Origin of the sequence: Paenibacillus xylanilyticus (genome assembly GCF_047246825.1) — a bacterium.
Taxonomy (GTDB): domain Bacteria; phylum Bacillota; class Bacilli; order Paenibacillales; family Paenibacillaceae; genus Paenibacillus; species Paenibacillus xylanilyticus_B.
This window is the reverse complement of the sequence record NZ_JBFOLB010000002.1, coordinates 79,265-92,100: the sequence shown is the minus strand read 5'-3', so window position 1 is coordinate 92,100 and position 12,836 is coordinate 79,265. Positions and strand designations below refer to the sequence as shown.

General features: G+C 48.8%; 14 protein-coding genes. 6 read left to right on the top strand and 8 right to left on the bottom strand.

Annotation, left to right across the window (positions count from 1 at the left end; all coding sequences use genetic code 11):
- Window positions 1-17 precede the first annotated feature (17 nt).
- Genes AB3N00_RS15070 through AB3N00_RS15060 form a run of 3 tightly spaced genes read left to right on the top strand, consistent with a single transcriptional unit; the run spans window position 18 to window position 2,418 of the window.
- Entirely contained in the window at window positions 18-650 is a 633-nt protein-coding gene (locus AB3N00_RS15070) for an RNA polymerase sigma factor (RefSeq protein WP_413035358.1), read from the top strand.
- Window positions 643-1,095 (top strand): hypothetical protein, encoded by a 453-nt coding sequence (locus AB3N00_RS15065; RefSeq protein WP_413035357.1) that lies wholly within the window; start codon window positions 643-645, stop codon window positions 1,093-1,095. The genes AB3N00_RS15070 and AB3N00_RS15065 overlap by 8 nt, the downstream gene beginning before the upstream one ends.
- 36 nt (window positions 1,096-1,131) lie before the next feature.
- Window positions 1,132-2,418, top strand: coding sequence for a multi-tm2 domain protein (locus tag AB3N00_RS15060; RefSeq protein ID WP_413035356.1), 1,287 nt, complete (start codon window positions 1,132-1,134; stop codon window positions 2,416-2,418).
- 94 nt (window positions 2,419-2,512) lie between these two features.
- On the opposite strand, the gene AB3N00_RS15055 is transcribed toward AB3N00_RS15060, so the two are convergent.
- From AB3N00_RS15055 to AB3N00_RS15025, 7 genes are all read right to left on the bottom strand, one after another.
- A complete protein-coding gene (locus AB3N00_RS15055; RefSeq protein ID WP_413035355.1) occupies window positions 2,513-3,166 on the bottom strand; it encodes a methylthioribulose 1-phosphate dehydratase in 654 nt (217 codons plus the stop codon).
- A gap of 2 nt (window positions 3,167-3,168) precedes the next feature.
- Window positions 3,169-3,846 (bottom strand): 2-hydroxy-3-keto-5-methylthiopentenyl-1-phosphate phosphatase, encoded by a 678-nt coding sequence (locus tag AB3N00_RS15050; protein ID WP_413035354.1) that lies wholly within the window; start codon window positions 3,844-3,846, stop codon window positions 3,169-3,171.
- Window positions 3,843-5,066 (bottom strand): 2,3-diketo-5-methylthiopentyl-1-phosphate enolase, encoded by a 1,224-nt coding sequence (locus AB3N00_RS15045; protein ID WP_413035353.1) that lies wholly within the window; start codon window positions 5,064-5,066, stop codon window positions 3,843-3,845. The genes AB3N00_RS15050 and AB3N00_RS15045 overlap by 4 nt, the downstream gene beginning before the upstream one ends.
- Entirely contained in the window at window positions 5,063-5,923 is an 861-nt protein-coding gene (proC, locus tag AB3N00_RS15040; RefSeq protein WP_413035352.1) for a pyrroline-5-carboxylate reductase, read from the bottom strand. The genes AB3N00_RS15045 and proC overlap by 4 nt, the downstream gene beginning before the upstream one ends.
- Before the next feature lie 36 nt (window positions 5,924-5,959).
- Complete coding sequence (locus tag AB3N00_RS15035) at window positions 5,960-7,207, bottom strand: glutamate-5-semialdehyde dehydrogenase (protein WP_413035351.1); 1,248 nt, start codon at window positions 7,205-7,207, stop codon at window positions 5,960-5,962.
- Window positions 7,208-7,261: 54 nt separating this feature from the next.
- Window positions 7,262-8,365, bottom strand: coding sequence for a glutamate 5-kinase (gene proB / locus AB3N00_RS15030; protein WP_413035350.1), 1,104 nt, complete (start codon window positions 8,363-8,365; stop codon window positions 7,262-7,264).
- 359 nt (window positions 8,366-8,724) lie between these two features.
- On the bottom strand, window positions 8,725-9,933 hold the full coding sequence (locus AB3N00_RS15025) for a pyridoxal phosphate-dependent aminotransferase (RefSeq protein WP_413035349.1): 1,209 nt from the start codon (window positions 9,931-9,933) through the stop codon (window positions 8,725-8,727).
- Window positions 9,934-10,055: 122 nt separating this feature from the next.
- Here AB3N00_RS15025 and AB3N00_RS15020 point away from each other — a divergent pair, with 122 nt between their 5' ends.
- From AB3N00_RS15020 to AB3N00_RS15010, 3 genes are all read left to right on the top strand, one after another.
- The gene (locus AB3N00_RS15020) at window positions 10,056-10,385 is read left to right on the top strand and encodes a hypothetical protein (protein WP_413035348.1); all 330 of its coding nucleotides are present in this window, start codon (window positions 10,056-10,058) and stop codon (window positions 10,383-10,385) included.
- 33 nt (window positions 10,386-10,418) lie between these two features.
- Window positions 10,419-11,240, top strand: a complete 822-nt coding sequence (locus tag AB3N00_RS15015; protein ID WP_413035347.1) for a carbon-nitrogen family hydrolase — start codon at window positions 10,419-10,421, stop codon at window positions 11,238-11,240.
- Between the two features lie 83 nt (window positions 11,241-11,323).
- Window positions 11,324-11,509: a hypothetical protein gene (locus tag AB3N00_RS15010; protein ID WP_095292751.1), complete on the top strand. Its 186-nt coding sequence runs from the start codon at window positions 11,324-11,326 to the stop codon at window positions 11,507-11,509.
- Between the two features lie 190 nt (window positions 11,510-11,699).
- On the opposite strand, the gene AB3N00_RS15005 is transcribed toward AB3N00_RS15010, so the two are convergent.
- A complete protein-coding gene (locus AB3N00_RS15005; protein WP_413035346.1) occupies window positions 11,700-12,644 on the bottom strand; it encodes a LysR family transcriptional regulator in 945 nt (314 codons plus the stop codon).
- Window positions 12,645-12,836: the final 192 nt, after the last annotated feature.

Genomic DNA, 12,836 nt, shown 5'->3' with positions numbered 1-12,836 from the left:
TCAGGCAATGTAATCACATGAATTTAAAAAATTTAAATAAATACGCAGGGGCAGCCCAGAAAGCTGTCGTCTATTGTAGTGGAGAGGAGGGGAGAGTCATTGACGAAGCGCGCTTAATCGAACAAATCCGTCAAGGGGATACATCCAAGTTTCGTTTATTGATCGATAAGTACAGCCAGCATGTATACCATGTGGCGTATTCCGTACTCAGGAACGATCAGGAAGCGCAGGATGCAGCTCAGGAGGCGTTCATCCAGATGTATAAATCTCTCCCCGATTACCGTTCCGAAGGGTTTAAAACATGGCTTACCCGAATTGCCTTTCACAAAGCCATCGATGCAAAACGCAGGCTGGGCAGACGAAGCAGTGAAGATCTGGGTGGAGAAGAACGAATAATCAACCTGCCTGGAAGCGAAGACGATATCCTGGCCCGTCTCGTTCGAGAAGAACGAAAAGAAACACTGCGAGAACGAATCAATCAACTGCCTGCCCAGCATCGGGACATTATTACTGCGTATTATTTAAGCGAAAAAAATTATGAGCAGATCGCCCATGATGCCCAGGTGGCTGTCAAAACCGTGGAATCCCGTTTGTACCGTGCCCGGCAGTGGATCAGAAGTCATTGGAAGGAGGATGAGTGGCGTGAGTAAAATCGAGATGTACGGCGTTCAGGACTGGACGGATTATATCGAAGGCCGAATTACCGGGGACCAAGCGATTCACATGGAAAAGGTATTAATCGAAGATCCGGAAGCCATGGATCACTATCTGGAAGCTATGGGTATTCATCAAACATTGCCGAAACTGGACAATCCGGCTCACTTTGCGGATTCTATTATGGAACGTATCACAATTTTGGAACATTCAAAGAGCAAGCGCAAATCACGTTCAGGGCGGAGCAGACGCTGGCTGGAGCATAAAGTGTTTCACTACGCGGTAGCGGCCTGTCTGACGTTAATCTTCCTCTCTTCTGGGGTGTTTGACAAGGTCGCACCTTATCACAAGTTCCACGAAGGCGAGCAGAGGGGATCTTTCACTCAAAAATGGACGGAGACAGCCACTTCATGGCTGGATAACTTCAAGCCTAAACCATAAATAATTCGCATTGCCTGAAAAGAAAGGATGACGACTGTGCAATCAGATCGTAACAAATTACTTGCATTTCTGTTAAATGCGGTCCCGGGTCTTGGTTTTCTGTACTGGGGTCGAACCGCAAAGGCCATGATTTATCCATTGCTCTTCTTTGGCACTTTGATCGGTGCATTCATGTTGATGGTGGTAACCAATGAAGATGAGCTTATGGTTATGGGAGCAGTAGCTGCCTTTTTCTTCTGGTGTATCAGCATGCTGGACATCACAATCACTCTGCTGCGCGCACCTTCTGCACGGAATGCTCATTACGGCGGCTATGGAGCCCATTATGGTCCTCATCAGGGAGCACCATATCAGCAGGCATATCCGGATCCAAGTGACCCTATGGAGCAAATGAATGGAGAAGAGATGCATCAGCATTCTACTCATGGATACGGCATACCAGAAGGTACATATGGTCAACCTATGTATCCAAAACGCAGCGAAGGTGAACGATTCTTTACGATTTTGCTGTCTTTCATCCCGGGCCTTGGGCATCTACATTTGGGCCTCCTGCATCGGGGATTATCGTTTCTGATTGCATTCTTTGGTTCCTTCGCGATGATGGTCTTTGTAGCCTCCATTACCAATGAAGATACCTTTCTGATGTTTCTGCTCATTCTTCCTGTCATTTGGGTGTACTGCATGTTTGACGCCGTGCAGCATGCGCACCGGAAGCAGGCAGGAGAAGTGCTGCAGGACCGAACGTTGTTCGAAGAACTGGAAATGGGAAGAGCTTCCGGACGACGAAGCAAGGTGTTGGCCACCCTTTTGTCCGCTTTTCCTGGGGCAGGTCATCTGTATTTGGGTCTTCAGAAACGCGGAATGCAATTAATGATCCTGTTCCTTGGCAGCATTTATATTTTGGACCTGCTTCATTTATCCGTATTCCTGTTCATGATTCCGTTGATCTGGTTCTACAGCTTTTTTGATGGACTTCAGTGTTCAAGCCGTTATGGCCGGGAACCGCTCACCGATCAACCTATTTTCAAAGATTGGGCTAAACATCAGCGTCTGATTGGCTTCGGGATCGCAGCGCTTGGTGTGTATTACCTGGCCATCCGGCTTGTCATCCCGCAACTGAATGAGATGTTCCCCAATCTCTTCATGACTTACGAGATCCGTTCCTATGTGAATACTGTTATTGTTTCCCTGTTGCTCATTTTTGGTGGTTTGAAACTGCTCTTCGGCAAGCAGCGTCCAATTGGACAGCATAGCGGAGTAAACGGAAAAGACGAGGAATCAGCCAATCTCTTCTTGTTCAGGGATCGGGATGATCGATTGTAAGTTGTAGTAATGCGCTAGACAAAAACACGCCATAGGCTGAATAAGCAGCCCGTGGCGTGTTTTTCGTTTGTTGAATATCGGAGAGGGATGATTTCTATTTCGTAGCACCTTTCAGCAGCAGTTGACGATACATCACTTCGAACAAAAACTCGAATGCTTCCAGATGTCTTTTTGCTTCAAACGCATCTTTACCCCAGGCATAAATGCCATGGTTGCGAAGCAAAATCCCTGGCACCTTCGGATCAAGTACACCTGGGACCAACTCGGCAATGGATGGTATATCGGCAAAGTTAGGCAGGACTGGCACACGAATCTCGGCATTTTCTTCCCAAATATTAAAAGCCTTGATCAATTCGATTCCTTGAATTGGCACATGTGCTTCTGCACCAAAGAACTCGCTAATCAGGTTGTTAAACACGGTGTGCACATGGAACACGGCACCACAGCCAGTCAAACGATAGATTTCACAGTGAATCAACGTTTCTGCACTAGGTTTCAGGGTTGTCGTTTCAATGGCTTGGCCATGCTTGTCCACAAACAGAAAATCTTCCGGTGTACGAAGAGATTTGTCTTTACCCGAAGCCGTAACCGCAAAATAAAATTGCTCCGGATCAAACTCTCCCACACGCATCGACAGATTGCCGCTTGTACCCGGGAACCAGTTGCGGCTGGCAAACAGTGCTTTAATATCAGCAAGTTCTTCCAGTACCTGGCGTTTGTGTTCCAATGTAATTTTTTCAAAACCCATCTTTACAGCACTCCTTGTGTTTGCTTCTGTTTCATGTCTTCCATGATATCGTAAAAGGTAGCGAAAGGCACATGATCTACGCCAAGCTCAATGCACTTGTCCGTCAAAATGGAGCGGGAGTAGACAAGATCGGCAATTTTGGCACCTTCAAAATCGGTTAAACTATCTCCAATCAAAATCCGATTATATTGATCTTCCGGGAACGTACGGATCACCGTTGTTTTGCACATGCCGCAGCCATTCTCACAAGGGGGCTGGCACGGATTGGGCCACTCAATGCGTATAAATTCACCCGTAAAGTCAGCACCGTTACAATAGACGTGGTCTTGCGGAATGTTGAATGGCGCAAGCAGAGGCTCGATAAAAAAGTCCATGCCGCCGCTGGTTACATTGAATTCAATGCCCTCATTTCGTACGTATTCCAGAAACTCACTGAATCCCTCGCGGATGCCTGCTTGTCCAAGAACAAATTCCACAATTTCATCTTTTTGCGATGCAGGTAGCAGAGCAAACATGGCACCGACACCTTCTCGCAGCGATATTTTCTGTTCGACAGTGTCTTTCATGATCGGTTCAATGCCTTCAGGCTTAAAATGCTTCATGATGGCTACGATATTGTCCGAAAGGGTGATCGTACCATCAAAATCGCAGAAAATGACCGTTTTCTTATCACTTCTCATCGTTCTCCACCCCATAGATCCAGTGCGCTTTTCAGCTCGGGATGTTCAGCAGCATATTCTGAAAGTGGAATCGAGCGTTGTGCTGCCTCGATGGCTTGCAAAAATGCGCGTCCACCCGCTTCAGTGCCCATTGGATGTCCGTGAATGCCTCCGCCTGCGTTAACGATGACGTCGGTGCCAAAGTCACGCAGAATAAGCGGCACAAGCCCTGGATGAATTCCTGCCGAAGGAACCGGCATACTGGTTCTTACCGGGAGCTCTTTTGAGAGCAGCTGTTCCGTAATGGCCATATTCTCCTCTTTCGGCATGGTCACCGATCCATAAGGTGATGGGAAGAGAACGAGATCTGCTCCGGCAAGACGCATCAGCTGACCGAGCAGCACCGAAGCCGAAATACCGTAATGCGGCGAAGGATAGAGTGCGCCTGCAAGCGCAGGGTGGGCCATGATGGGCACGTTGATGTCCGGATCGCTGCTAAGCTCATGCAGAACGTCATAGCCGTAGGATAGCACGTTAAACAATAAGGCATTTGCTCCAGCATCGATCGCTCGTTCAGCCTGCTTCTTCAACCGCGAAGTCGGGCCGGTCAGGTTGGCAGCGTAGAGCAGTTTCTTGCCAGTCTCGCGGCGAGCCTGTTCGGCAGCCTTCATGCAGACCTCGACTCTTTTTTCAATAGGTGTCAGCTTGTTCTCAAACAGAATTTCGTCATCCTTGATCAGATCGACTCCGCCTAGAGCCTGGCGGATAAACTGTTCGCGCAGCTCATCTGCATCCAGGCCAATAACCGATTTGAAGATGCTCATTAACAGTGGACGATCTTGGACACCAAGCAGATCACGGACACCATTCAGACCAAACTTGGGACCAGGGAACGCGCTCAGGAATCCGTCCGAGAAACCAAGTCTTGTCAACTTGATTCGGCCATCCATCGAAATTTTGCCAAAGACAGTGACAAGCAGGGCCGGAATATCGCGACTGAAGTTTACATCGGGATAACCAATTGTAATATCAGCATACCGCTCGCCCGGAGCCATGCCCTCAGTTTCATGTACGTTTACACTGATGACTTCGCCTAGATGTTTCTGCATCGCTTCACGCTTGGCTTGTGGCAATTCGGTCCAGCTGCCGACAGTCATGCCAACAGCAATGGATTCCGCCTTTTTGCGAAAATCCGCACGATCATCGTGCAGACGATATGTGGCAGTGCACATGTTATTCATCTTAAATCTCCTTCCAAGGCAGCCCCCATCTCCCGTGAGCGCTCTGCACAGCGGTTGACGGCTGCAATTACATTTTCAAAGAAATCGCCCTCATCCAGTGTTTTCAGTGCGGCTTGTGTAGCGCCTCCAGGTGAGGTGACATCACTGCGAAGCTTCATGGGTTCCGCTCCAGTCTGTTGAACCATCCGCGCTGCACCGAGTACGGTTTGTACGGTTAGATCGCGCGATTGCTGACTGGACAGACCACCACGGATTCCTGCGGCAATCATGGCTTCCATTAAATAGTATACATAAGCCGGGCCACTTCCGGAAATACCCGTGAGCACTTCCAGTTTCTCCTCAGGTACAATGGTCACGATGCCAACCGCTTCAAACATCGTCATAACCGTGCTGCGCTGTTCATCCGTAATTTCTGCGGAGAAAGCAAGACCGGTTGCACCGAGTCCAATGGTGCTGGATGTATTCGGCATGGAACGTGCAATCGGCTGTTTGCGGCCGAGCAGTGTTTGCATCGTACGAATGGATAATCCCGCAATAACAGAAACAATGAGTTGATCCGGTGAAAGGAGGGGACCCAACTCGCGAAGAGCTCCAGCAGCGTCTTTTGGTTTCATGGCCAGTACGATAACGGGAGAAGCGGAGAGCAGTTCAAGTGATTGGGAGGCTGTTCCGGTATGAACGGCATACCGGGTACTCAGCTCTTCCTGACGTTTCTGGTTGCTCCGGTTCAGCATTGTAATATCCTGGGGACGTACAACGAGGCGGGAGATCAGTCCGCGCACGATGGCTTCTGCCATGGCACCTGCTCCGTGGAAAGTAATCTTATGCTGTAATAACGTCTGTTGTTCTTGACTCATGGTTATCGTTCCTCCTATATGTCTGTAACTGCGATTTTACTGCCGAATTTGTCCGTTGCCAGTAATGCGATATTTAGTTGAAGTAAGAGCTGGCAGACCCATTGGGCCACGTGCATGCAGCTTCTGCGTGCTGATACCAATTTCGGCTCCATAGCCGAATTCGAATCCGTCCGTGAAACGTGTGGATGCATTGTGGTACACCGCGGCAGCATCTACGTCATGCAAGAAGCGTTCCGCATGAGCTGTATCGCGAGTGACGATACATTCGGAATGTTTTGTGCCATAGGTTGCTATATGATTCATTGCTTCTTCCAAATTCTGTACAACCCGTATGTTCAAAATATAATCGTTATACTCTGTCGCGTAGTCTTCCTCCGTCACGGGAATGGCATCAGGTACGAGACGGCGAGTGGTGTCACAGCCTTTCAATGAGACATTAGCCTCACGGAATTGTTCGGCCAGGGCAGGCAAATGCTGTTCTGCGTAAACGGCATGAAGCAGCAGGGTTTCCATGGAATTACATACGGACGGACGCTGTGCTTTTGCATTAATTGCAATTTCTGCTGCCATCACCGGATCAGCCGATTCATCCACATACGTATGGCAGATTCCTGCACCTGTTTCAATGACAGGTACGGTCGCGTTGGCAACCACGTTGCGGATCAGAGAGGCACCGCCGCGAGGAATAATTACATCCAGCAGGCCATTCAGCTTAAGCATTTCATCGACTGAAGAGCGGTTTGCATCTTCCACGAGCTGCAGCGCATCTGGCGGCAGGTCTGTTTTTGCCAGTGCTTGGTGCAGCACCTCCACAATTTTCCGGTTGGATGAGAGAGCAGAAGAACCACCTCGAAGCAGAACGGCGTTTCCGGTCTTGAGGCATAAACCGGCTGCATCCACCGTAACATTGGGACGAGCCTCATAGATGATGCCAATCAGACCGATCGGCACTCTCAATTTTTCAATATGCAGCCCGTCTGGACGTGTGAACGACTCCAGCACTTCACCAACAGGGTCTGGCAGCTCGACAATTTGACGTAAGCCTTCAGCGATTCCTGCAATGCGCTCTTTATTTAAGGAGAGGCGGTCCAGCATGGATTCTGGCGTGCCTTGTTCTCTTCCGCGTTCGAGATCCTCAGCATTGGCTGAAATAATGGATTCCGATTCGGTAATTAATGCGTCCGCCATGGCGAGCAAGGCCTTGTTCTTCTGTTCTGTACTCAAGCGGTTCAACTGTGGAACGCTGCTTTGAGCCTTGCTGGCTTTTTGTCTAACTTCACTCATCTGGAATTCCTCCTTGATATATAAGTTCAAGTCATTACCTTATACAAGTACTTGTTATTTTAACGTAATCCACTCGTCTCGATGAATGACCTCAAGTCGATGGATGGCATTTAGTGTATTCATCACTTCGCCGCTTGGCTTACCTGCGATGAGACGAAGTTGATCATCATCATAATTGACAATGCCTCGGCCCAGAAGCGTCTCATCCATGCCAATGACTTCTACGACGTCACCTGCGTGGAACGTGCCAAGCACGTGTTTGACTCCTACGGGCAGCAGACTATGACCACCGTGGACAAGGGCTTCTTCGGCGCCGGCATCCACTACAACTGTACCGAGGGGGGTCGACATGAAGCCGAGCCATTGCTTTTTGCGGGAGAGTGCAGCCAGACGAGTCTCGAAGTAGGTCCCCTTACCACAGCCCTCAACAGCATTTTGCAAGTCCCCGGGTTCCTTGACACTACCAACAAAAACGGGAACCCCTCCGCGTGTTGCCACTTTGGCTGCATCGACCTTGGAGCGCATGCCGCCTGTACCGACCGACGAACCTGAACCTCCGGCATAAGCATAGATTTCTTCAGTAATTTCAGGTATCCGATCATAACGCACAGCGGAGGGATCCTTACGAGGATCTGCTGTGTAGAGTCCGTTGGTATCGGTGAGAATAACGAGATGCTGCGCTTTTACCAAATTGGCAACGAGTGCCGATAGCAGATCGTTATCCCCGAATTTCAGCTCGTCTACAGAAACCGTATCATTCTCGTTAAAAATGGGAATGACCCGCTGTCTGAGCAGCTCTTCCACCGTCATGCCAGCATTACCCATCCGTTTTCGGCTGTGAAAATCGGTTCTTGTCAGCAGAATTTGCGCTGTAGTAACGCGGTGCGCTGCAAAAGCTTGTTGATACGCCTGCATCAATAATGCCTGCCCAACTGCGGCCGCAGCCTGCTTCTCATGCAGCATTTTGGGACGATGGGGGTAACCGATCTCGCGGAATCCGGCAGCAACGGCTCCGGAAGTGACCAAGAGGACTTCATGCCCCTGTTCAGCGAGCGAAGCGATCTCATCGGCAAAAAATGAAATGGAACTGCGATCAAGTCCACCTTCCTCCGTGGTAAGGGAACTGCTTCCAATCTTAACTACAATACGTGAAGGCATGCTTTCACTTCCTTAAACATGATTAATGAGATACCAGCGGACGGTTATCCCGGTACAAAAAAAACTCCCGTCCTTTGTTGTAAAAAGGACGAAAGTTTGTGACTTCCGCGGTACCACCTTTATTGATGATTGGTTCATCCGGCTTTGCGCCCTGTAACAGAAGGCACCGTCCTGCATAAACAGGCCGCTCAGGGGTAGGTTTCGGAGAGAAGCCGCGGTAAATTCTTGCAGCCCGGTGGAATTTACTCTCTGGGCGCGGCCTGTTCTCTCGTACTGGTCCCGTCATCACGTTTCGTTCGATATTTGTTAATAACATACCATGGAAACTTGGCAGATGCAAAGGGGTATGTACCCTCTAATTACTTAAACAAGTTCAGCTTGCCAATCCGCTCAGCGGCTTCCTGCAATCGTTTTTCGTCACTCAGCAGACCTGCCCGAACGTAACCTTCCCCGTGAGTACCAAACCCTATTCCTGGGGCCACAGCCACTTTCGCTTCCCGAAGCAGCAAATCTGCAAAGTCAGCTGAAGTAAAGCCGGCAGGAACAGGCAGCCAGCTGAAGAACGAACCTCCTGGCTTCGCAGCCTGCCAGCCTATGGATGCGAGTGCCTCGTAGAATGCATTACGTCGGGATTCATATCGTGCTACCAGATCCGTAACACATTGTTGTGAGGAAGTCAGTGCAGCAGCAGCTGCAGCCTGAATGCCGCCAAAGAGGCTGACATAAATATGATCCTGCAGCAAATTGATCTTGGAGATAATCTCCGCATTACCTAGGGCAAAGCCAACCCGCCAGCCTGCCATATTGTAGGTTTTGGATAATGTATAAAATTCGATGCCGACTTCCTTGGCACCCGGAGCCTGCAAGAAACTGACCGGACGATGACCGTCGTATCCAATCGCGCCATAGGCGAAGTCGCTGGCGACTACGATCTTATTTTGAATGGCGAATTCCACCGTGTCTTCATAGAAGGAAAGTGGGGCCGTTGCAGACGTTGGATTGTTGGGATAATTCAAGTACATCAGCTTGGCCTTCTCCCGATCTTCAGCCGAGATGGCCTCATAATCAGGAAGGAATGCGTTTGAATCGAGCAGCGGCATAAAAGACATGTGTGCTTTGGCAAGAGCAACACCGGACCAGTAATCCGGATAACCTGGATCAGGAACGAGACATACGTCTCCAGGATTAAGCAGCACTTGAGGCAGCTGGACGAGACCTGTTTTTCCTCCAAACAGAATTGCAACTTCAGTCTCCGGATCAAGGTCAACGTTGTAGTCCTCCTTATAACGGTGGGCGATTGCCTCCTTCAGGAAAGCATGACCGCTAAAAGGAGAATATTTATGATAAAGCGGATTTTCAGCGGACTCTTGCAATGTTTTTACAATGTGTGGAGGGGTAGGCGTGTCCGGATTCCCTTGACCGAGATTAATTACGTCATGACCACTGGCGATTTCGCGATTCACATTTTGCACAAGGGTTGCAAAAAATTGCGTTGGCAGCTGTGTCATGACATCTGAGGTAGGTATATTAAAAGCCGAACGACCCGAATGTTGCTGTTGATTATTCATTATTTTTATCACTCCGGTTCATAAAGATGGGAATAGTATTCATTAATTTATCACGCTAATCCCGAGCTGTATAGAGGGGATAGTTTAGAATGGTCCTTTTTGTACAGGGGGTAAATAGGATTTTGCACAAAACCCAAATCGCCGGATTCGTGGTTGTCCATTTTCGAAAAAACCTTTATTTTATGATCATTGACTGGACCGGTCACGAAGTAGAAGTTCCGACCAATCCACAGCGTGTCATTTACCAAGGTGAAGTTACAGGCGATTTACTAGCCTTAAGTGTAGTTCCTGTAGGTATCCTTAAAAATGAAGGTACCGTGTTTGATGATCAGGTGGCACAACCAGAAGACGTTGGCTTTCCAATCCGTGTTGAAATGTCGCTATCACTGAATCCCGACCTGATTCAGAAGGATCAAAACGATGTTGCAGGCTTTCCGGTGATCACGCTATGATAACAGGTATTACGGTTCAGAGGAGTGCATGTCATGACAGAACAACAACAGGGGGAAATGCGTGTTGCCCTGATTCAGGGGGATATTCAGCTCGGAAATCCTGAGGCCAATCATAAACATATGCAGACATTGCTCGAACGAGCGGTGGAACAATATCCGGATCTGAAACTGGCAGTGCTGCCGGAAATGTGGAATACAGGCTATGCTTTGGAGAAAATCCAGGAGCTTGCTGACCCGGAAGGTCAAAGATCACGGGCATGGTTATCGGCTTTTGCCCTGAAACATCAGATTTCCATTGTTGGGGGATCCATAGCCGAGAAGCGAAATGGCCAAATTTTCAATACAATGTATGCTTATAACAGAAATGGAGATCAGGTCACCCGTTATGATAAATTGCATCTGTTTCGTCTTATGGATGAAGAGAAGTATTTGCAGCCAGGCGCCGATCCTGAAATTTTCGAACTGGAGAACGGTCTTACAGCGGGTGCTTCCATCTGTTACGATATTCGCTTTCCTGAACTTGCCCGTACGCTTGCGTTGAATGGGGCGAGAGCATTGATAGTACCTGCTGAATGGCCGAATCCGCGTTTGCACCACTGGCGTACACTATTGACGGCACGGGCCATTGAAAATCAGATGTACGTCATCGCCTGCAACCGGGTAGGTAAAGGGGGAGACACGGAATTTTTCGGACATTCTCTCATTATTGATCCTTGGGGTGAAATTGTAGCTGAGGGCGGAGAAGGGGAAGAAATCGTGACAGGACTGATTCGTCCTTCTCTCGTAGATGAAGTGCGGGGACGTATTCCGGTTTTTGAAGACCGCAGACCTGGCATTTATTTTGGGGGAAAATAATAAAAGATATTTCAGTAAGGTGTTTATTCTTCCAGGAGGCGGGTAATGATAACTATCCCGTCACCAAGGAGGATGATCAATCAATGGACAACCATGTGAAAGATACGCTCAGGAGACTGGAACAGGAAAACACAAGGGAAGATCACTTGAGGCCATTCTTAGAGAATGGGGCAGGAGGGCTATCACCCCCTGAACAAGCTGTTCAGGACGAAGGCCGACTGGTCAATCAGCAGAACAGGCTGACGAGTGAACGTAATTTGCGAAAATAAACAGCTAGAATTGAAAATCTCTTATGTACGTTTCTACGTTAACTTAAATCATGATATCAGCAACATGGTGCTGTAACGAAGCATTGCGATCTCATGCAAGAACTTGATCCTGCTTATGCGGGAGACGAGTATATAACAAAGGCTTGGCCCGTACGGGTCAGGCCTTTGTTTGTTTTGATCATGGAGATGTTTATTTTACGTAAGCAGTATTTTCGTGATCACCCTCAGAGAGCTTGGCAACGGTCTGTTTAAATGTGTCAATAAAAGCTTCTGCTGCCTTGGACAGTACGCGTCCCTGGCGGTAAGCGACGACGAGAGTACGACTCGGGACAGGTTCAGCGAGCGGCACATATACAGGCACGAATTCACTTCGTGGTGCCCTCGCAATAAAGCGTGGAACAAGCGTGATTCCCATGCCTGTAGCTACAAGGGACTGCACGGTTTCAATGTTGTTGCTTTCAAACACGACACTTGGATCAAATCCGGCCTGCTCGCACAGATCAAAGGTCAGTTTACGGAAGCCTTGCCCTTTCTTCAGGACAACAAAAGACTCATCCCGCAGCTCCTCCATGTGCACGGGAATCGGATGTTCCGGATTTCCTCTGATGGCCAGGGGATGATTAGGTGGAACCGCCAGATCGATCCGCTCTTCACCGATCGCAACGTAAGCCAAGCTCGGCTCCTGGAGAGGCAAGGAGAGCAGACTAAGATCTGCCTTGCCGCTTGCTGTCAATTTCTCCAGTGTAAGTCCGGCGTCTTCGAGCAAGGTAACTTCGATATCCGGATAAGCTTGCTGGTAAGCAGGGAGAACATGCGGAAGGAGGTGTGAACCGGTGATCGGCATGCTGCCCACAACGACTTTGCCCTTGCGCAGCTGGGAGATATCCGACATTTCCTGTCTGAGCAGCTCCACGGCATCAACGATTTTCTGGGCTTGCTCCACAAATGTGACCCCGGCATGGGTCAACTCGACGGTGCTTGTATTACGCTGGAAGAGCAGAACACCCAGCTCTTTCTCCAGTTTGGATAATTGCTGACTCAGTGAAGGCTGAGCGATATGAAGCTTCTCGGCTGCCCGGGAAAAATTCCGTTCCGCAGCAATCTGCAGCGTATATTGAAGTTGTCTGAATTCCATATGCACTTGTCATTCCTTTCGTTATGCCACCATTATAACATTCCGGGTGAATAAATCATTTTCCTGTTGTGAATCCGTAGAAAAAGCATTGACACCATTGGTGAAGGAACGTAGTATAAGTTGTATGTGATAATGATAATTGTTATCAATTGAATGCCGCTGTGTATGCAGTGGTCTATTGGCATTTGCCTC

Excerpts from the sequence above, each read along its gene's own strand:
- AB3N00_RS15070 (WP_413035358.1), top strand. The coding sequence starts at position 18 with ATGAATTTAAAAAATTTAAATAAATACGCAGGGGCAGCCCAGAAAGCT.
- AB3N00_RS15055 (WP_413035355.1), bottom strand. The coding sequence starts at position 3,166 with ATGGGTTTTGAAAAAATTACATTGGAACACAAACGCCAGGTACTGGAA.
- AB3N00_RS15050 (WP_413035354.1), bottom strand. The coding sequence starts at position 3,846 with ATGAGAAGTGATAAGAAAACGGTCATTTTCTGCGATTTTGATGGTACG.
- AB3N00_RS15045 (WP_413035353.1), bottom strand. The coding sequence starts at position 5,066 with ATGAATAACATGTGCACTGCCACATATCGTCTGCACGATGATCGTGCG.
- proC (WP_413035352.1), bottom strand. The coding sequence starts at position 5,923 with ATGAGTCAAGAACAACAGACGTTATTACAGCATAAGATTACTTTCCAC.
- AB3N00_RS15035 (WP_413035351.1), bottom strand. The coding sequence starts at position 7,207 with ATGAGTGAAGTTAGACAAAAAGCCAGCAAGGCTCAAAGCAGCGTTCCA.
- proB (WP_413035350.1), bottom strand. The coding sequence starts at position 8,365 with ATGCCTTCACGTATTGTAGTTAAGATTGGAAGCAGTTCCCTTACCACG.
- AB3N00_RS15025 (WP_413035349.1), bottom strand. The coding sequence starts at position 9,933 with ATGAATAATCAACAGCAACATTCGGGTCGTTCGGCTTTTAATATACCT.
- AB3N00_RS15015 (WP_413035347.1), top strand. The coding sequence starts at position 10,419 with ATGACAGAACAACAACAGGGGGAAATGCGTGTTGCCCTGATTCAGGGG.
- AB3N00_RS15010 (WP_095292751.1), top strand. The coding sequence starts at position 11,324 with ATGGACAACCATGTGAAAGATACGCTCAGGAGACTGGAACAGGAAAAC.
- AB3N00_RS15005 (WP_413035346.1), bottom strand. The coding sequence starts at position 12,644 with ATGGAATTCAGACAACTTCAATATACGCTGCAGATTGCTGCGGAACGG.